Below are 17,633 nucleotides of genomic sequence, written 5' to 3'. Positions count from 1 at the left end.
TATGGCCAAGAGTAACAAAACCCCCGTCCAGACTATAAATCCACCCAGTGGTGGAATGATGGCGTGGTTACAGCAAAACGATCCGGTTGCCAGTGTGCCATCATCCGATGGCGAAGCACTTAAAGAAGAAACAGCCCCGGAACGGGTTGAGAATTCTAACCCGGAAACGCCCGCTGAATCCAGCAACCAGGTAACCTCAACTTCTGAATCAGAAGATACGCCCAGCCGGGAAGTAGCTCAAAAGGAATCAGAAGTAATTATAAAAGGGAATGAGATTACACCGGCCACTAACGCTGCTGAAAATACGTCTGCGGTTTCAATACCCCGCAAACCTAAAAGTAAGGTAGTAGGGGAGGGTGCAAAGTCCAGTTCATATCTGGAAACGTTCTTTAAAAAGCCGGTAAAAGAAGATGGTACTAGTTTAGCCAGTGATGGTAAACCGGTGCGTATTACGGAAGAATCTCATTATTTACTTTCTGTCCTGGTCAGTGAGGCCCGGCGGCAAGGGTATAAACTGAACGTAGGTGATTTAATCGACAATTTGTTAACCCATCACCGGTCAGAACACAAAAGTGAGGTTGATGAGTTAATTGCTAAATGGAAAGCCCGTAAACGTTTCGAATAATGGATACGATACTACTTGTTGTTGGTGTAGTAGGATTAAGTGTCTCAGGTTGGTATCTAAGGGGGTATTTTTTAAATACCCCCTCGGTATTAACCCCTTCGGAAATTTCTACTGAAAGCCAATCAGATCAGTCAGCATCTTCCCAAGAAATGCCGATGAATTATGTTACCTCCGAAGAACATCAAGGTGTCTTAGCGCGTATAGCAGAACTTGAAAAAAATGGCTACTCACCTAAAGTTGAGCAAGACGGCCAGCCTGATCAGCCTTTACAACCCACTCCAGTTGCTGCCCCCCAGCCTGGTAACTTACCAGGTGAACAGGGATTGGTAGCAGGAACAAAGTCGGAAGAGCCAGAAATGTCCGATGCTTGGAAGGAAATTTATGCTTTGCAGCAAGCTTATAGACTGGAGCGTGAGAAAGAAAATGACATCGACTATGAACAGGAACAAACTTTGTTTGATATGTCGCAGGGTTATAACGGGAAACGCCCGAGTCAAGCTATAGAATCTGACTTTCAGGAAGAAGATCAATTGAATCAACGCCTACAGGATAATCTACTGGAAGATGGAGAAGAGCTGGACGTATATCAGGAGCGGATGAATACGTTTGCGACCTTGACAAAGGAGATGTTGATCATGCGATTAGATGCAGCTGACAGACAACTAAGAGAGCAACAAGAAAAGCACCAAGCAACCCTACTCAACATCATAGCTTCGCTTATAGAACGGATGCCTGGAGACGTTAATTTGAAAAATGTTATTCAATCCAGTTTTGTGGCGGCTTCCTCGGAAATTTCAAATGAGGAGGGAGAACCGAATCGGAATCTATTTCAGGAAATGTTTTTCCAAAATGTAGGCCACTAAAAAAAATCAAAAAATGACAAAATTTTTTTGTGAGGATGAAACAACAACAAACGGGGACGAACCCCTTTTTTTTGGGGATAAACGTGGCACGTAGCCACTTTAAAGATATAAATGTAATTACATTGAACACTTAAAGTGTTTGTACTTTCATTTCCAGGCCCTAGGTTAGGTGTATAATAGTTTATGTAAGGTTGATTGAACGGCCTAATAACTAAATTAAATTTTATCATTTCACCAAAAAGTTCAAAAAAAAAGCAATGAAACTAAAACGTTTAAACTGGTTAGCCAGAGGTACATTTTTAGTACTCATCGTGGTAGGAATAGGGGCAAGGTTTGGTCTGTTTGATCAGCCCTTCACCGGTACTTATCACTCGACTCGCCAGCCTTTAGCTGAACTGGCTTCAATAGGAGACAACATTCAGGAACTGGTTTTGCTGATTTGCCTGGTTGTGGGATTCTTCGCCTCAGGCCCATCTCGTAAGCTGTTTTAACGAAGACACTCAATCTATTTTTCTAGTCACATTCTCTTGTAACCTTTTAAAATTTTGTACTCATGAAAAATGTTAAAACCATTTATTTTTCTGCCCTTTCCTTAGTGTTGGGATTCCTTCTGTCAACAGGGTCAGTCTTTGCCCAGGGACTTCAATCCGGAGCGATTGCAAAAGGGGTTGATAAAGCAACGTCCGAGCTACAGGATGTGGGAAAAAGCGTTGGGGATTTGATGCTTCCTCTTTGCCTGATTATGGGGTTCGTAGGCGGCATTCAATGCGCCAGTAAATTTTTCAATAACGATCCCGATTTCAAAAAGTCAGTGATCAACTGGGGTGCAGCTATTGTTTTTGCGGGGGTTGTAGGCTTGGTGTTAACCTCTGCTTTTGGCAAATAATACACAGCCGTATGGGTTACCCGATTAACAAAGGGGCTGACCGCCCTCCCCAGGTCAGAGGGGTTATAGGCATGGATTACCTAGGCCAGCTGATCAAATGGATTATTTTCATAATTGTAACGGGGGGGGTGTCAGCCGTCTTTGTACCCCTACCAGGCTGGATGATTTTTGCCGCCTGTGGCGTAGGGATATATGTGGTTTATATGAGACTGGTTAGACGATCCGCAAAATCGGGGGCAGGCGGGTATGCCCGTCAGCAAGCACGCAAAAAACTACCTGGCATCGTAACGGTTCGGCAAGATTCAGTTTATCGGAATCTGCGCAAGTAATAACTCCTAAAGCGGACCATCATGAAATACTCGGTTAAAGAATTAGCAAAAATCTTTCCTCTTGGGGCAGTTGAAGAAAACTGTATTTTCACAAAATGGGGTGATTTGACCCTTGCCTTCGAGATTACCTTACCGGAAATTTTCACCCTCAATGCCCGTGTCGAAGAGGGTGTTGAAATGGGAGATTACCGGGAGTTGGTTGAAACGTGGAGTAAGGCCATTGGCGTTTTACCGGCGGGTACGATTCTTCATAAGCAAGACTGGTTTGTAGAAGAGACATATAAACCAAACACAAAGGAACTTCCCGAAAGCTATTTAGATCGATCTGCCGAATTGCATTTTAATGAGCGCCCGTATCTGCATCACAAATGTTATGTCTACCTAACGTTTTCCCAGGGGGAAAGAACCCGTACCAACGCGGGGCTAACCTCGCTGGTCAAAGCGCATATAGTGCCGAAACGGGCGCTTAGCAAAGGGGAGATTGACAAGTTTATGGTGGCTGTACTTCAGTTAAAATCAATACTGGAATCAAATCGGCTAATCACCTGTCGTCGCCTTGGTAATGATGAATTACAACCGGACAAGAACGCCCCGGTTGATAAAGCGGGTTTGATCGAACGCTACATGACCCTATCCCTGAACGATGAGGTTGTGCCACTCGCCGATTTTGATTTCACCTCCGAGGATGAGTTGCGTATTGGCAACAAATACTCAAAGTTTTTTACTATTTCTCAGGTCGATGACATGCCGGACTCGATTAGTACCAATGTTCGGATTGGCGCTCTATCGACTGAAAATTCAACGTTGTCAGTTGGGTATTCCACGCCAATTGGACTCATGCTGGATTGCAATCATATTTATAATCAATATGTATTTATCGACGATAAAACTCTGATAACAGCCGAGTTAGAGAAGAAAGCGGGCAATATGGTGGCTTTATCCAATTTTGACCGGGCCAATAAAGTTAACGCGGACTTAGTTAACGGCTTTCTTACACTGGCCGCTGAAAAGTCCTGGACACCGGTTCGCATTCATGCCAACGTACAGGTCTGGACAGATGACAAACTTCGCTTGCCTGAACTACGGAATAAAACGACAGCGGCCATTGCCAAGATGAATCTAAAGCCGAGGGAAAATACGCGGGATGCGGCCTTTCTGTTTTTTGCGGGTATTCCCGGCAACGCGGCCGATTTACCGCGCGAAGACACCTTTACCCAGTTTGCTCCCCAGGCGGCTTGTTTATTTAATCATGAAACGAACTACTATACCTCGGAATCGGCCCGGAATAGTATACGCGTGGTTGATCGGCTTTCGGGACGACCCCTGTGGGTTGATTTTTCCGATGAGCCAATGGACAGGACTTGGATCAACAACAAAAACAAGTTTATCATTGGTCCCAGTGGATCGGGGAAAAGCTTTCTAACCAACCATTTTTTACGCAGCTATCATACACATAGCGCGCATATTGTCATCGTGGATGTGGGGGATTCCTACCGGGGTTTGTGTGGTATGCTGGGGGGAAAATACATCACCTATACGATGGAAGAACCTATCCATTTTAATCCATTTTTCCTAGAGGGACGGGCTTTCCCTGAGACCGAAAAAATGGAATCGCTTAAAAACCTATTATTAACGCTCTGGAAATCGATCGAGGAAAAAACCAGCCGTGCCGAATACAATGCATTATCCTCAGCCGTAAAAGGGTACTTCCTAAAGCTTCAGGTCGATGAGTCCATATTTCCCTGCTTCGATACCTTCTACGAATTTATGCAACAGGATTTTAACGAATATCTGAAGCGGGAAGGGGTACGGGATGATTACTTCGATTACAACAATTTCATGTTTAACCTTAAGCCCTACTATAAGGGGGGTGAATTTGATTTTCTGTTGAATTCAAAGAAAAATCTGGACCTGTTACACGAACGCTTTGTGGTGTTTGAACTGGACAATGTAAAGGATCACCCCATTCTTTATCCAATTGTGGCCATCATCGTTATGGATACGTTCATTTCAAAGATGCGGAAACTGAAAGGGATCAAGAAGATCATTTTGATTGAGGAAGCTTGGAAAGCCATCATGACGCCGAATATGGCGGGTTACATCAAGTACCTGTATAAAACCGTGCGGAAGTTTGATGGGGAAGCCTGGATTGTCACCCAGGAAGTCGATGACATCATTGGTAGTTCAATTGTCAAAGATTCAATTATCAACAATGCGGACACGAAGATCCTGATGGATCAGCGGAAGTATGAAAACAAATTCAATGCCGTCAAGGAACTATTGGGCTTAACCAATAAGGAGAAGGATTTGATACTTTCCATGAACCGGGATAATGATCCGAATCGCATGTATAAAGAATTCTTTGTCAGCTGGGGCGGGCAACGATACCGGGTATATGGCCTCGAAGTTTCACGTCCCGAATATTACGCCTTTACAACCAAAGAGAGTGAAAAACTCAGGGTGATGAAAAAGGTGGCCAGTAACGGTGGCAACTTTGATATAGCGCTTAAAGAAGTCGTAGCGGAGGATTTAGACCTCAAATCAGTATGAAAAAAAATCACAAAATCATAGGGCTGCTTGTGTGCGTACTTGTAACAATAGCGGGTCAACCAATAGCTTGGGGACAAACGGATTCTTCGGGTTCTGCGCCTGACTATAGCCAGTACATGCCCATTGTTGACGTGCCGTTAATTGGAAAACCTACGGTAACCTTTCCGGGCCAAGCACCTATCAAAGTGAGTAAAGACGACTTAGGCGATGTGATTGGCAACTACGTTGAAAATTTATCGAATCAGCTCTCCCCGGATAATGTCTTAAGTAGTATTGGCAGTGATCTGACGGGTTATTTTGCTAGCATGAAGGATGAGCTATCGGACGAAGTATCGGGTCTGATTGGTGAAGCGGAAGATCAGATCATGTCGGGCATTAGTGATAAAATTGCGCAATTAGCCTCCACGATTGCCGATGTTGGAACGACACCGGCGGGTGAAGTCGAGCGGTTAAAAAAGATGGTAGCGGAGGGCTACACCAGCCAACAAAAAATTACGTATCAAACCCTGAAGGTGGACTATGCCTGGAAAAAATCCCATACGACCTTATCGCCGGAGTTCTGTTCCTATTACAAGGAATTGAATATAAAGGGGCTGTTTGATGCGGTGAAATTTCACGTACGGGAGCTGGACAAAATACTTTCCTCACCTGTCTTCACAGATAAAGAGCGTCAGGGCTATCAATCCCTGATTAAAAGCGTTGGCGCAACCAATGATTTAGCCTCTTCGGTCAATATCGTCTGTAACCTAGGCAGTTCTGGACAGGGTGTTACGGTTTCCTGGATGGCGCAAGGGGAACGCATGGATGTCTTGGATCAGGCGGCTACGGCGATCAAAAAACGACTTGAGGATGTTGGGAGCCTTCGGGACGAACTTCGGAGAATCTATGTCTATCGAATAGCCAAGCAGCAGGCCAACGAGTTCAAACAGGGTAGTTTTCAAAAAAAATCGGGGCTGAATCATGTTGATACAAACTAACTACAACCGGTTAGTAGCCGTGCTGCTACTGGTTGGATTACTGGTGGTATGTCCACAAGCCGGACAAGCCCAAGATGAAGCGACGGATGTCCGGGCTCCCGGTCAACTGGACGCTGGTATGCCTACTGATCCCGCCTTGCAAGGCGAGATTGACAAAGTGCTTGGCATGACGGAGAGTAAAATCAAAAAAGGCATTGTTGATCCCGGCGTTGACCTAGTTAATCTAGCCGTGAACAAAGCCCTCGATGAGATGATCAAAGCGATTGCGGATGCGGTGGTTTTAGCTCCAGCGGCGGAAAAAATCATGTCGATATATCAAAAGACCAAGGACAAACGATTGGTGAAGAAACTCGCCTCATTACGCACCGTTTGGAAAGATGGCCAGGAACGACTCAACAAACTTAACTATCAGGATTTCAAACTGCGCTATGAATGGGCTCTTCAACACAATGACCAGAATAAAGCCATTAAGGAATCGTCAATAAAACAGATTGAAAGCCAAATGACCAAGAACATTTGGGGAACGGAAATCTATGCCATTGACCAAAGTTACGATGGTGGCGGGCCAACCTCTAAGATGATTAAACGCTACCTCGACAAAGGAAAAAATGAGGATGTCGCGTTTTACAACAACTCGATAGTAATGGGCACGCTGGGTAGCACCGACATAATTAAGGCACGCAATGCCTTTAGCATTTCCAAAGGGAAGCCAGTCTTTTTGTCACCCTATGACCGACTTAAACTACAACAAAAATCCCTGGCTGAAGCAAAACAGCACCACGCGGATTTAGCCAGTTTTGGCAGGAAAGTAGCAGCCTCGGTCAATTACTACCGCATGGCAGAGTCAGAACAGGCCATGCGTTCAGCGATCAGCAAGCGAATTTCTGACCCTTACATGATTCGTTACGTAAAGAAATGAAACAGCTCCTAGTAGTACTCAGCCTACTGGCAACCTTCTCTCAAAGCAGTTGTCAAAAGCAAGATCGCTTCAGACGAACAGCAGCTGATTTCCCCGTTGGGTATGTAGGCCAGTGGGAGGCCGTTTTACCCGGTGGTAGCTCCCTTCTTTTTTACGCCGGTGTGACGATTAAACCGTCCGGAGACTCGCTACTGTGGAGTTACTTTTCGCAACTCGTTGATACGACCACGCATCATAAGATCCCTTGTGGCCCGGAAATGGCTTTCATGCCATTCCGTTGGGATGACTCAACCCATATTGCGCTGGGTGATCATGGCGCAACGCAGGGCTATGGTTTTGATAAGTTGCAGTTACTGAGTCCGTCAAAATTGCAACTCAATTCGCTTTGGCTGGCCACCAGTTGCCGGGGCCCTGGCGGCTTCAATTCAAGCCAGTTAATTTTCTCAAAAGTTAATTCCTTCCAATTCAACCCATGATTTTACTACAATCCCCTGGAACCGGCTGGAATGGTACACTAGCCAACGGGGCCATCAGCAGTATTGAGGAAGCGGCTGACGCCTTGTTTGATACGATGCTGCCTGAATTCTCTTCCTTCATTGCCATTGGTCAGGCCATTGGCTTGATTGGCTCCCTGTTCTACGTATTTTACCGGGTTTGGGCGCACATGGCACGAAATGAAGCCATTGATGTATATCCACTCCTTCGACCGGTTGTTATTTCGATGCTCCTGCTGGCCTATCCAGGTTTATACTCCGGCGTTGTTTATATGGGCCGCACGCTGAATGATGCGACGCAGGAAATGGGCGCTTTCCGTCGGGATGAGGTGGAACAACAGGTGTTATCCAACGCCAAAACGCGTATTGAAAATATGGGTAATACCAATGCTCCACCACCGGTAGCTCCCGCAGAAGATAATCGCTCCTGGTTCCAGCTGGTGACGGACAGCGTAATGGGTATGGCGAATTCAGTTACTTCCGCAGCCGCTGATGCGGTTAATTTTGTCATCGATACCACCGTGAACTATGTGCTGATGGCTCTTTTTCGGCTAATTTATTTCATTGTGATCATTGGCATAAAAATCATATCGACTTACTTCCTGATCATTTTAGGCATGTTTGGTCCTTTGACGATCGGTTTAGGCTGTTTCGACTGGTTTTACTCCTCCATTGCGGCCTGGGTGGGGCGGGTGCTACATACCCTTTTATGGGTGCCGATTGCCAATATCTATGGGTTCATTCTGGATAGTTTTCACCTGTCCAGTCTGCATGTAGAATTCCAGCAGCTTCAGGGCAACCCTGGAATGCCGAGTTCATCAATTGCCAACTTGCTTTTCTACGCCATCGGTATTTTTGGGTACTTGCTGGTCCCTAAACTGGCTACCTGGATATTGGATTCCACCGGAGTTTCAGACGGTTTACGAGCGATGTCGGCTCCGGCGCGTACGGCGACTCAGCTAGCCGGTGCAGCCTCGGGTAATACAGCGGGTCGCTTAGCCGGTGCCGCTACCTCTTACTAACTGCTTAAACTTTCCTTTGTATGAATGCTAATTTCAATTTTCGCTATTTGCGAAATATCGAATCGTCGTTTCAATTAGTCAGGATTTTAGTCTTTGTCATCGTCCTGGGCTGTATTGGGGTAGCTTCCTGGGTGGCCTACCTCTCGTACAAAACAACTCGGGAATCACGGGAGAAAATATACGTGCTCGACAATGGAGGTAAGTCGATCATGCTGGCGCTGGCTCAGGAACAGAACACAAATCGCCCAGCCGAGGCAAAAGACCATGTCAAGACGTTTTTGAAGCTTTTTTTCAACCAGGAACCCGATGAGAAAGCCATTGACGCCAATATGAAACAGGCGGCTTACCTGGGGGATGAATCCATTACCCGGCATTATCTTGATTTGCGGGAAAAAGGCTTTTATACCAAGCTTTTACAAGGAAATACCATTCAGAAAGTGATGATTGATTCAGTCAGTTTGGACATGAATAAATCGCCCTATTACTGTACGATTAATGCCCGTATTATGCTGGTTCGCGCGACGAATATCACGATGCGTAAATTAATTGCCGATTGCTACCTCATCGACGCTACCCGAACGGATAATAACCCGCACGGCTTTGTCATTGAGCGGTTCCGGGTTACAGATAATTCGGACATAGAAACCATCAATCGGGATCATTACGAAGGGCATCGTCCTTAACCCCTTAACGTCCTACATCTATGTTCCTGAACATCCTTAAACGGCGAAAGAAGCCGCCTTCCGAACGACTCCTGTTGGCCTATCATTCGGCTTGCCTGTGGGTTTATTCGAATCTTGATAGGCGAATCAAACAGTGGGAAAAACAGCCGCTTCAGCACCGTAAATGGCAAGCCGTCATTTGTCTGGCAGGGTTGCTTTTTCTAGGTTCTTTCAGTGTGTACTACACCGCCACTGGTCATTTTTTTACTCGTATAACCCAAAAACATCATGAGCACCAATCAAACCACGCCGGAGCCGGATCGCTTCGACGGAAGTAGAATCAAGCAGCTGATGCAGGATAAACGATTCGTTACCATCCTGACGGGTGCTGGGGTCTGCTTAATCCTGATTATTTACTACTTTCTCAACCACACCAAATCTAAGGAGGAGGACGCGGTAAAACCAACCATGAGCTTAAATTCGGATTTACCGAACGCTGGCGACTCAACGGGCCTACCTTCCCAGTCAAAACTTGAACTGGCTACGAATGCCCATCCGTTATCGATGCCCGATCAGATGCCGATGGAACGGGGCCTGAATGCAAACGTTCCGGCTACCCTTCATCCAGATCAATCTCGACGTGGTGGTGAAGCAGATTCGTACATCTATGGAAATGACGTCCCAGATGAAATCTATGAAAAACCAGAATCCCCCACGCCCCCGCGCACAAAAAAACGGAATCAGAAAGCGGGGACTAGGGCTGGGCAAGAGGAGCTGGCTGATGATGATGATGTCAATGAGGTCGATCCGACCAAGACAAAGGCAGAAATTGAAAAACAGAAACAATTGCTGGCGCTGCTTCAGGAGTATAAAGCTGATAAGATCAAGCGCCAAGCTGATCTGCAAGGTAGAGCACTCAAGCCTGAAACGGTTCCGATCTCCACGGTTTCTTCGCTAAACGGAGCTGCGGGTAAGAATAATTTTTATGGGCTCCAGTCCGACATGCGCAAACAGCAGATGGATGCAAAGGAAGACTCGCTCTCGGTAACGGTTAAAGCAATGGTGTTTTCAGATCAAACGATTATATCGGGAGGTCGTATAACGCTACGATTGCTCGAATCGATTACCCTTCGGGGCCGGATGATTCCGGAAGGTACCCGCCTGTACGGGGTTGCCAATTTTGGTGGCCAGCGAGTTAACATTGCCATTAACCAGGTACAAGTCGAAGGACGCATTCTGCCGATGAAATTAACGGTCTTTGATATGGATGGGTTATCGGGCATCTACGTCCCAAACGTTGTCGGCGTTCAACAAGGGCGTCAAGCAGTTTCCCAGGCGGGTCAGGGCTTTAATGTGAGTGCCCCCGTCTATTCGGCAAATGTGCCGGCAATGGCAGCGGCCTCCGCCGTTCAGGCTGGGCTTCAGGGAGGACGAAGCTTCCTCTCCCGTAAAGTGGCCGTTCAAAAGGCTACGCTGAAAAATAATTATTATGTCCTTTTAAAATAAGTAACTGCGATGAAACATGTAGTCTATATTTCGGTCCTAGCCCTTAGTGTGCATCACCTGGCATCGGCTCAAGTGGCTGATTCAATGAAAAGCGCCACACGTAATACGGCAACTTCACAAACAATGCGACTTGATTCAATCCGGAAACGGGTTGGTGCCGGAAACGCTGTGGCACCCAGTGCGGTGACGCCGGGTGTGGCCATTAGCGTCCCAGAGCGGCCAGGTCTTTCCACACAGGGTGCTAGCTAGCTAGTGAGAAGACGACCGATAAGCTTTATGGCTTAGCCCGCTTGGCCAAATGGCATGAAAAAGTACGCCAAGCGGGATTCAAAACTTTCAACACCGTGGCCCGTTCTATCCAAAATCATTATGAAACGATTCTCAACTACTTTGACAACCGCAGTACCAACGCTTCAGCCGAGTCGTTCAATGCGAAGATCAAAGCATTTCGAAGTCAATTCCGCGGGGTGCGAAACATCGAATTCTTTCTGTACCGCCTAACTCAGTTATATGCTTAATCCTTGATGCTCCACAACTTTTGGAATTGATCCAGTATAACTGTTTCGGATTAACTTATTCGGCCTGATAAAGACATTAGGCTAATTCCAGCACATACATAGCGGGTAGTGTTATTTTCTCTAATAGTTGTTCTTCCAGAAGCTCAGCCCAGGCATTCATATAGGCGATGACATCCTCCCGTACATTATGCTTGAGAAATCTCTGACCTACTGGAAAGCGAAGCAACACGGCTCTGTCATCAAGCCGTTCAAGATGCTTTAGATCTTCAAGCATAAGACCGGCATTGAGCAATTCATTAATCAGCAGATCAATGGGCATCTGGCTGGTTTCACAATAATCTTCAGCTTGCTCATTCCAATCCCCATGACGTTGCATGGCATACCGATGAATTTGGTCTTTATCAAGTTTGGTTAACTCCTGGGCAAGGTTACCACAGTTGCAACCGCCCATATGGCCCCATTGATAGGGCGCACCATGTTGTAAATTGGAAGCCGTTTGCCGGAGTGCATAAATTAATTCAGGGGTTGGGCGGGCCATAACTTTTGACTTTTTAGTTAGTTTGTTCTCTTTTCTATCCGCGAAACAGTCGTTTTAACGGTTTTGTTCATACCCGAAGATAGAACAAAAAAGGCCCTTTTCCGACGGGCCATTTTGTTAACGTACTAACTCCATTAAATCTTTATCATTTACTTCTTTTCTGATATCTGCCATATCCAGGAAACGATTGTAGATACCATCAAGTGTTGGCTTATCGTAGCGGAAACCGAGCAGTTCAAGCCGATGTTTTAACGCATGTCGACCACTGCGTGCTGTAAGAACGATAGATGATTTAGGAACACCCACATCATGAGGATTCATGATTTCGTAGTTCTCGGAGTGCTTCAAAAAGCCATCCTGATGAATGCCTGATGAATGGGCGAAAGCATTGCGGCCTACAATAGCTTTGTTGGCCTGTACAGGCATTCGCATCATCTGCGAAACCAGATTGCTAACCGGAAAGAGTCGCGTTGCATCAATATTAGTATGAAAGCCTAACTCTTTTTTAACTTTTAACGCCATAACCACCTCTTCTAGCGATGTATTCCCGGCTCGTTCGCCAATGCCATTCATGGTCACTTCAACCTGCCGTGCGCCGTTCATAACGCCCGCCAGCGTGTTTGCCGTAGCTAAGCCCAAATCGTTATGGCAATGGATTGATATAGTAGCCTGATGAACATTAGAGACATGCTCATAGATATAGGCTATTTTACGCCCGTACTCGTCGGGCAGGCAATAACCAGTTGTATCCGGAATATTTACGACTGTGGCACCCGCTTTAATAACGGCTTCCGTTAATTGAGCCAGAAAAACCAAATCAGCACGGCCAGCATCTTCGGCATAAAACTCAACATCTTCTACATACGTTTTAGCATGTTTGACAGCCGCTATAGCCTGTTCCAGAATTTTCTCCCGTGTACTGGAGAATTTATTCCGGATGTGAATATCCGATGAGCCAATTCCGGTGTGAATACGCCCGCGTTTCGCCCATTTAAGCGCTTCACCAGCGGCATCTATATCGCCTTTCACGGCACGACTAAGGGCACAAATAGTAGGCTCAAGCACTGCTTTTGATATCTCAACGACTGAGCGAAAATCTCCAGGGCTTGAAATCGGGAAACCTGCTTCAATAACATCAACGCCCATGCGCTCCAGTTCTTTCGCTACTACAATTTTCTCCTCAGTGGTTAACTGGCAGCCCGGCACTTGTTCTCCGTCGCGCAGAGTAGTATCAAAAATGTAAACTCGCTGGCTCATAACTTGGTATTGATTGAAATAGAAATGATTCGTTGATTATGAAAAAAGCCCTCTCTCCAGACAGAGAAAGGGCTTTTACCTATAGTGTATCCCTCTCCGTCTTAAAAAACGTACAATTTTTGCAGTCGGTTGGGTAAGGAATTGTTCATTGGAATGCTTGCGAAATTTCGCTGTTCGCGTAAATACGCTACAAAAATAAGCGTTTCTACTAATTTTACAAACCAGAAATTAAATTCAATTCGTAAAATAAATTAGTTTTTAAGCGGCCAAATGCTGTAAAACTTGGTCACCCATGTCTTTGGTACCCAAAAGTTTATCGGATGGAGTAGATGCATCAGCAATATCGCGGGTACGGAAACCTGCTTTGAGGACAGAGTCAACCGCGTTAACGACCGCTTCGGCTTCTGCTTTCATACCGAACGAGATATCTAACATCAGGGCTACCGATAAAATTGATGCCAGTGGGTTAGCAACTCCTTTGCCTGTAATATCATGAGCTGAACCATGAATAGGCTCATAAAGCCCAGTTGTATCGCCAATTGAAGCAGATGCAAGCATACCCATAGAACCGGCAATTTGACTCGCTTCGTCTGTCAAAATATCACCAAAAAGATTGCCCGTTACTACCACGTCGAAACGCTTGGGATCTTTGATGAGTAGCATAGCTGCGGCATCGACAAACTGATGTTCTACTTCTACCTCCGGATAACGTGGCGCAATTTCCTGTACCACTTCACGCCATAAACGCGACGATTCCAGCACGTTGGCTTTATCGACTGAACATAATTTTTTGCGCCGGGTCATAGCGGCATCAAACGCTTTGATCACAATCCGTTCCACTTCATAACGGCTGTAGATCATTGTGTCATAAGCTGTGTTCCCGTCGTCTTTACGACCTCTTTCGCCAAAATAAACATCACCGGTTAGTTCGCGGAAAAACAGAATATCAGCTCCCTTCAGAATCTCAGGTTTGATACTTGAAGCACTCAGCAGTTCATCAAAGAGTTTAATGGGACGTAGGTTAGCGTATAAACCCAATGCTTTGCGAATACCCAACAATCCCTGCTCAGGCCGAACTTTAGCCGAAGGGTCATTATCGTATTTTGGGTGCCCAACAGCGCCGAACAGAATAGCGTCAGACGCTTTAGATTTGGTAACAGTTTCGTCGGGGATGGGGTTGCCGGTTGCTTCAATAGCCTCGTGACCAATCAGCGCGGTGTCGTAGGTGAACTCGTGATTGTATTTTTTTGCAATGGCTTCCAGCACCTGTTTGCCAACCGCTGTTACTTCCTGACCGATACCATCACCGGCAATAACTACAATGTGTTTTTTCATTTTAAGAGACAAAAGAGTAAAGGAAAGGCTTGCGCACAAAGGCCCGCAAGTCGCTCTTTACAGGGGGTGAGCTAAACAGAATTTTAATCGTTAGTTTTTAAGTCAAAAAGAGATATGCTTTATTTAGGTCGTACGGCTTCGGCAATGACATTTTTCCCAATAACCTGTCCACCTGTTAGTTTATCGAACACTCGGCTTACTGGAAAAATGATACGGTCATAAAAGATCACAGAGTCTTTTGTGATTCGACCATCTTTACCAAGCCATTTGTAAATAAGTGAAATAAAGTATCCGGCGAAGTCATAATACCGGCAATCCGTAACATGTAGTCCGGCTTCTTCAAGAATTTGACGAACCAGTTTTTTGTCGTAGCGCCGATAGTGGCCCACGTGTTCATCCATATTACTGAAAATTTCCTGCCGGGCAGGAACGAACACTTTAATCCGGCCACCTGGCTTTAGCTTTGTAAATAGTTCTTTTACAATTTCACCGTGGTGTTCAATGTGCTCCAGTACGTTGATCGTATAAATCAAATCGTATTTTTTTGTCAGGGTGCTGATGTCCGTATAAACGGGTTGCTTGATTAAGGGTAAAAGCTCCGGGTCAATCTCAGCTGCATCAACACTGCCTATCGGGAAACGGTTGGCATACTCGCCGTTACCGGCGCCGAAATCCAATATAGCTTCCTGGCCGGGGCGAACATTGCTCGACACCCACTTAAAGAGACCACCATTATAATTAATGGCATGGCTCATCATGGCCAGGTTATCAGCCCCGTTGTATTCTACCTTTTCTGCCGTTTGTTTAGCCTGACTCATAAATTTGAAAGACAAATTATACGTGATAACGTTCTATGCGCTCGTTATAAAGCACGAAGTTATTAAACGAATTATCATTTTTAGTCCAGGGTATTCAGCATTTTTTGGGTTGCCTTGATCGCCGACACGGTTTGGTCGGAATCGAGTCCCCGGGTTTTGAACTCCCGGTTGTTGTATTTCCAGGTAATAATTGTTTCGCAAAGGGCATCTGTTCGGCCGCCTGTTGGAATTCGAACAGCATAATCGGTCAGAATGGGTAGCGTCAGTTTCTTTTTACTATACACCTTCTTCAGCGCATTCATAAAGGCGTCGTATTGCCCATCACCCTGTGCATTTTCCTCAAACTGTTCATCCGCAATTCGTACGCGGAGTGTGGCCGAAGGCTTAAGATCCTTGGAATGCGTAAGTACGTAGTTAAGTACTTCAACACACGAAGTCACGGCGTTTGTATTTAATACATCGGCAATAATGTATGGTAAATCTTCGCGTGTAACGGCTTCTTTCTGGTCGCCTAGTTCAATAACACGCTGGGTTACTTTTTTGAGGTCATCTTCCGACAATTGAATACCTAACTCGCGAAGGTTATTATCAATGTTGGCTTTACCAGACATTTTTCCGAGCGCATAGCTGCGTTTACGGCCAAAACGCTCGGGTAACAGGGCGTTGAAATACAGGTTGTTTTTCTTGTCACCATCGGCGTGAATACCCGCCGTTTGGGTAAATACGTTATCGCCAACTACAGGCTTGTTATCGGGAATCCGAAGCCCAGAAAACGTCTCAACGATCTTGCTGACCGTATAGAGAGATTTTTCGACAACACCGGTGCGTATATCCGGCATAAAATCGCGCAGAACAGCAATAGCACTCGCCAAAGGCGCATTTCCTGCCCGTTCGCCCAGACCGTTAACGGTTAAGTGTATACCGTGCGCTCCTGCCCGGATGGCCTCCATCACATTAGCGATGCTGAGGTCGTAATCATTATGGGCATGAAAGTCGAAGTGCAGGCCCGGATAGCGACTTACAAGCTGAAGTACAAAGGTGTAGGATTCGCTGGGCGTCAATATACCCAGGGTATCTGGCAACAATACACGCCGAATAGGCTGCGTTTGAAGAAAATCAAGAAACTGGAATACATAATCGGGCGAGTTACGCATACCGTTGCTCCAGTCTTCCAAGTACACATTGGCCTGCACGCCTACTTTGCCAGCTTCGCTGATAACCTGTTTTATCTCGGCAAAGTGTTCGTCAGGCGTTTTTTTGAGCTGGTGAGTCAGGTGATTGAGTGAGCCTTTGGTGAGCAGGTTCATCACTCTGGCGCCAGCAGCCTGCATCCAGTCGAGGGAGGCATTCCCATCAACAAACGTCAGCACTTCAATTTTTTCCAGTAAGCCAACGCTGGCGGCCCAGCGGGTAATTTGCTGAACGGCTTCCAATTCACCAGCAGATACCCGTGCCGAAGCAATTTCAACTCGATCTACTTTAACTTCGGTGAGGAGTAGCTGAGCAAGAGCCAGCTTTTCAGATGCAGAAAACGACACTCCACTGGTTTGTTCACCATCGCGGAGTGTCGTGTCCATAATTTCAATGTAGCGACGTTTCATAGGTAAAGAGCGAAAGAGTGAATGAGTGAAAGAGCGAATGAGTAAAAGGGTAGCCAGTACATAAATTAATTTTTTGCCACAGCCAGTCTTTCACTCATTCACTCTTTCATTCTTTCGCTCTTTAGAATGGTCTCGTTTCGGCGTAGGCTCCGATTTCTTCCTTCATCGACAATAGATAGTCGATGTCATCGTAGCCGTTGGTGAGGTTGTGCTTCTTGTATTCGTTGATCGCAAAGCTTTCGCTCTCGCCAGTAGCCAGCAGCGTGATCGTTTGTGCTGGTAAATTCACTTCCAGTTCGGTCGTTGGATCGGCTTCGATGGCTGCGAAGATCTTCTCCAGAAACTCAGGGCTAACCCGAACCGGCAGGATGCCGACGTTGATGGAGTTCGCCTGGAAAATATCGGCAAAGAAGCTCGATACAACACAACGAAAGCCGTAATCATAAATAGCCCAGGCTGCGTGTTCGCGGCTCGACCCGCTGCCAAAGTTTTTACCACCCACCAGGATTTTTCGGGGCGACCCTTCGCTCGAATAGGTCGGATTGTTCAGAACGAAATCGGCTTTAGGCGTATCGTCGTTGTTATACCGCCAATCGCGGAAAAGGTTGTCGCCAAATCCTTTGCGCTCAGTGGCTTTTAGGAAACGGGCAGGTATAATTTGATCAGTGTCGACGTTCTCGTTGGGCATGGGAACGGCACTGCTACGGAGTATGGTGAATTTGTCGTAAGCCAT

The 17,633-nt window shown here is 46.1% G+C and carries 21 protein-coding genes; 15 read left to right on the top strand and 6 right to left on the bottom strand.

What is annotated here, in order from left to right; translation table 11 throughout:
* The first annotated feature begins 1 nt into the window (after position 1).
* The 15 genes from CWM47_RS27810 to CWM47_RS27745 all read left to right on the top strand — a co-directional run bounded on the left by CWM47_RS27810 (position 2) and on the right by CWM47_RS27745 (position 11,351).
* Entirely contained in the window at positions 2–625 is a 624-nt protein-coding gene (locus CWM47_RS27810; RefSeq protein WP_100991881.1) for a DUF3408 domain-containing protein, read from the top strand.
* Positions 625–1,488 carry a hypothetical protein gene (locus CWM47_RS27805; protein ID WP_100991880.1) on the top strand — a complete coding sequence of 288 codons (864 nt, stop codon included), beginning with the start codon at positions 625–627 and terminating at the stop codon, positions 1,486–1,488. Before CWM47_RS27810 ends, CWM47_RS27805 begins: the two co-directional genes overlap by 1 nt.
* A gap of 257 nt (positions 1,489–1,745) precedes the next feature.
* Positions 1,746–1,979, top strand: coding sequence for a hypothetical protein (locus CWM47_RS27800; protein WP_100991879.1), 234 nt, complete (start codon positions 1,746–1,748; stop codon positions 1,977–1,979).
* A gap of 62 nt (positions 1,980–2,041) precedes the next feature.
* A complete protein-coding gene (locus CWM47_RS27795; protein ID WP_100991878.1) occupies positions 2,042–2,374 on the top strand; it encodes a DUF4134 family protein in 333 nt (110 codons plus the stop codon).
* An 11-nt stretch (positions 2,375–2,385) separates the two neighbouring features.
* Positions 2,386–2,703, top strand: a complete 318-nt coding sequence (locus CWM47_RS27790) for a DUF4133 domain-containing protein (protein WP_093831125.1) — start codon at positions 2,386–2,388, stop codon at positions 2,701–2,703.
* A gap of 21 nt (positions 2,704–2,724) precedes the next feature.
* Positions 2,725–5,253, top strand: a complete 2,529-nt coding sequence (locus CWM47_RS27785) for a TraG family conjugative transposon ATPase (protein ID WP_100991877.1) — start codon at positions 2,725–2,727, stop codon at positions 5,251–5,253.
* Positions 5,250–6,230, top strand: coding sequence for a zinc-binding metallopeptidase family protein (locus CWM47_RS27780; RefSeq protein ID WP_100991876.1), 981 nt, complete (start codon positions 5,250–5,252; stop codon positions 6,228–6,230). Before CWM47_RS27785 ends, CWM47_RS27780 begins: the two co-directional genes overlap by 4 nt.
* Positions 6,214–7,149: a hypothetical protein gene (locus tag CWM47_RS27775; RefSeq protein WP_100991875.1), complete on the top strand. Its 936-nt coding sequence runs from the start codon at positions 6,214–6,216 to the stop codon at positions 7,147–7,149. Before CWM47_RS27780 ends, CWM47_RS27775 begins: the two co-directional genes overlap by 17 nt.
* Entirely contained in the window at positions 7,146–7,625 is a 480-nt protein-coding gene (locus tag CWM47_RS27770) for a hypothetical protein (RefSeq protein ID WP_100991874.1), read from the top strand. Before CWM47_RS27775 ends, CWM47_RS27770 begins: the two co-directional genes overlap by 4 nt.
* Positions 7,622–8,665 (top strand): hypothetical protein, encoded by a 1,044-nt coding sequence (locus CWM47_RS27765; RefSeq protein ID WP_100991873.1) that lies wholly within the window; start codon positions 7,622–7,624, stop codon positions 8,663–8,665. The genes CWM47_RS27770 and CWM47_RS27765 overlap by 4 nt, the downstream gene beginning before the upstream one ends.
* Positions 8,666–8,685: 20 nt before the next feature.
* Positions 8,686–9,348: a conjugative transposon protein TraK gene (gene traK, locus CWM47_RS27760; RefSeq protein WP_093831113.1), complete on the top strand. Its 663-nt coding sequence runs from the start codon at positions 8,686–8,688 to the stop codon at positions 9,346–9,348.
* A 20-nt stretch (positions 9,349–9,368) separates the two neighbouring features.
* The gene (locus tag CWM47_RS38840; RefSeq protein ID WP_170069457.1) at positions 9,369–9,665 is read left to right on the top strand and encodes a hypothetical protein; all 297 of its coding nucleotides are present in this window, start codon (positions 9,369–9,371) and stop codon (positions 9,663–9,665) included.
* On the top strand, positions 9,616–10,833 hold the full coding sequence (traM, locus tag CWM47_RS27755; RefSeq protein ID WP_100991872.1) for a conjugative transposon protein TraM: 1,218 nt from the start codon (positions 9,616–9,618) through the stop codon (positions 10,831–10,833). Before CWM47_RS38840 ends, traM begins: the two co-directional genes overlap by 50 nt.
* A gap of 9 nt (positions 10,834–10,842) precedes the next feature.
* Positions 10,843–11,082 carry a hypothetical protein gene (locus tag CWM47_RS27750; protein ID WP_100991871.1) on the top strand — a complete coding sequence of 80 codons (240 nt, stop codon included), beginning with the start codon at positions 10,843–10,845 and terminating at the stop codon, positions 11,080–11,082.
* A gap of 41 nt (positions 11,083–11,123) precedes the next feature.
* Positions 11,124–11,351: a transposase gene (locus CWM47_RS27745; protein ID WP_100990054.1), complete on the top strand. Its 228-nt coding sequence runs from the start codon at positions 11,124–11,126 to the stop codon at positions 11,349–11,351.
* A gap of 76 nt (positions 11,352–11,427) precedes the next feature.
* Here CWM47_RS27745 and CWM47_RS27740 read toward each other — a convergent pair whose 3' ends face one another.
* From CWM47_RS27740 to leuD, 6 genes are all read right to left on the bottom strand, one after another.
* Positions 11,428–11,889: a hypothetical protein gene (locus CWM47_RS27740; protein WP_100991870.1), complete on the bottom strand. Its 462-nt coding sequence runs from the start codon at positions 11,887–11,889 to the stop codon at positions 11,428–11,430.
* A 117-nt stretch (positions 11,890–12,006) separates the two neighbouring features.
* Positions 12,007–13,146 carry a 2-isopropylmalate synthase gene (locus CWM47_RS27735; RefSeq protein ID WP_100991869.1) on the bottom strand — a complete coding sequence of 380 codons (1,140 nt, stop codon included), beginning with the start codon at positions 13,144–13,146 and terminating at the stop codon, positions 12,007–12,009.
* A 258-nt stretch (positions 13,147–13,404) separates the two neighbouring features.
* A complete protein-coding gene (leuB, locus tag CWM47_RS27730) occupies positions 13,405–14,481 on the bottom strand; it encodes a 3-isopropylmalate dehydrogenase (protein ID WP_100991868.1) in 1,077 nt (358 codons plus the stop codon).
* Between the two features lie 119 nt (positions 14,482–14,600).
* Positions 14,601–15,299 carry a class I SAM-dependent methyltransferase gene (locus tag CWM47_RS27725; RefSeq protein ID WP_100991867.1) on the bottom strand — a complete coding sequence of 233 codons (699 nt, stop codon included), beginning with the start codon at positions 15,297–15,299 and terminating at the stop codon, positions 14,601–14,603.
* Positions 15,300–15,379: 80 nt separating this feature from the next.
* The gene (locus tag CWM47_RS27720) at positions 15,380–16,900 is read right to left on the bottom strand and encodes an alpha-isopropylmalate synthase regulatory domain-containing protein (RefSeq protein ID WP_100991866.1); all 1,521 of its coding nucleotides are present in this window, start codon (positions 16,898–16,900) and stop codon (positions 15,380–15,382) included.
* 121 nt (positions 16,901–17,021) lie between these two features.
* Entirely contained in the window at positions 17,022–17,633 is a 612-nt protein-coding gene (gene leuD / locus CWM47_RS27715; RefSeq protein WP_100991865.1) for a 3-isopropylmalate dehydratase small subunit, read from the bottom strand.

Source organism: Spirosoma pollinicola, assembly GCF_002831565.1.
GTDB classification, from domain to species: domain Bacteria; phylum Bacteroidota; class Bacteroidia; order Cytophagales; family Spirosomataceae; genus Spirosoma; species Spirosoma pollinicola.
Note: the sequence above shows the minus strand (reverse complement) of the source record. Positions and strands in the feature narration are given on the sequence as shown.

What these genes read in the sequence shown, in the direction of transcription:
- CWM47_RS27790 (WP_093831125.1), top strand. Translation starts at nt 2,386, where the DNA reads ATGGGTTACCCGATTAACAAAGGGGCTGACCGCCCTCCCCAGGTCAGA.
- CWM47_RS27735 (WP_100991869.1), bottom strand. Translation starts at nt 13,146, where the DNA reads ATGAGCCAGCGAGTTTACATTTTTGATACTACTCTGCGCGACGGAGAA.
- CWM47_RS27740 (WP_100991870.1), bottom strand. Translation starts at nt 11,889, where the DNA reads ATGGCCCGCCCAACCCCTGAATTAATTTATGCACTCCGGCAAACGGCT.
- CWM47_RS27810 (WP_100991881.1), top strand. Translation starts at nt 2, where the DNA reads ATGGCCAAGAGTAACAAAACCCCCGTCCAGACTATAAATCCACCCAGT.
- CWM47_RS27725 (WP_100991867.1), bottom strand. Translation starts at nt 15,299, where the DNA reads ATGAGTCAGGCTAAACAAACGGCAGAAAAGGTAGAATACAACGGGGCT.
- CWM47_RS27775 (WP_100991875.1), top strand. Translation starts at nt 6,214, where the DNA reads ATGTTGATACAAACTAACTACAACCGGTTAGTAGCCGTGCTGCTACTG.
- leuB (WP_100991868.1), bottom strand. Translation starts at nt 14,481, where the DNA reads ATGAAAAAACACATTGTAGTTATTGCCGGTGATGGTATCGGTCAGGAA.
- CWM47_RS27805 (WP_100991880.1), top strand. Translation starts at nt 625, where the DNA reads ATGGATACGATACTACTTGTTGTTGGTGTAGTAGGATTAAGTGTCTCA.
- CWM47_RS27780 (WP_100991876.1), top strand. Translation starts at nt 5,250, where the DNA reads ATGAAAAAAAATCACAAAATCATAGGGCTGCTTGTGTGCGTACTTGTA.
- CWM47_RS27720 (WP_100991866.1), bottom strand. Translation starts at nt 16,900, where the DNA reads ATGAAACGTCGCTACATTGAAATTATGGACACGACACTCCGCGATGGT.
- CWM47_RS27750 (WP_100991871.1), top strand. Translation starts at nt 10,843, where the DNA reads ATGAAACATGTAGTCTATATTTCGGTCCTAGCCCTTAGTGTGCATCAC.
- traK (WP_093831113.1), top strand. Translation starts at nt 8,686, where the DNA reads ATGAATGCTAATTTCAATTTTCGCTATTTGCGAAATATCGAATCGTCG.
- CWM47_RS27800 (WP_100991879.1), top strand. Translation starts at nt 1,746, where the DNA reads ATGAAACTAAAACGTTTAAACTGGTTAGCCAGAGGTACATTTTTAGTA.
- traM (WP_100991872.1), top strand. Translation starts at nt 9,616, where the DNA reads ATGAGCACCAATCAAACCACGCCGGAGCCGGATCGCTTCGACGGAAGT.
- CWM47_RS27765 (WP_100991873.1), top strand. Translation starts at nt 7,622, where the DNA reads ATGATTTTACTACAATCCCCTGGAACCGGCTGGAATGGTACACTAGCC.
- CWM47_RS27770 (WP_100991874.1), top strand. Translation starts at nt 7,146, where the DNA reads ATGAAACAGCTCCTAGTAGTACTCAGCCTACTGGCAACCTTCTCTCAA.
- leuD (WP_100991865.1), bottom strand. Translation starts at nt 17,633, where the DNA reads ATGGCTTACGACAAATTCACCATACTCCGTAGCAGTGCCGTTCCCATG.
- CWM47_RS38840 (WP_170069457.1), top strand. Translation starts at nt 9,369, where the DNA reads ATGTTCCTGAACATCCTTAAACGGCGAAAGAAGCCGCCTTCCGAACGA.
- CWM47_RS27785 (WP_100991877.1), top strand. Translation starts at nt 2,725, where the DNA reads ATGAAATACTCGGTTAAAGAATTAGCAAAAATCTTTCCTCTTGGGGCA.
- CWM47_RS27795 (WP_100991878.1), top strand. Translation starts at nt 2,042, where the DNA reads ATGAAAAATGTTAAAACCATTTATTTTTCTGCCCTTTCCTTAGTGTTG.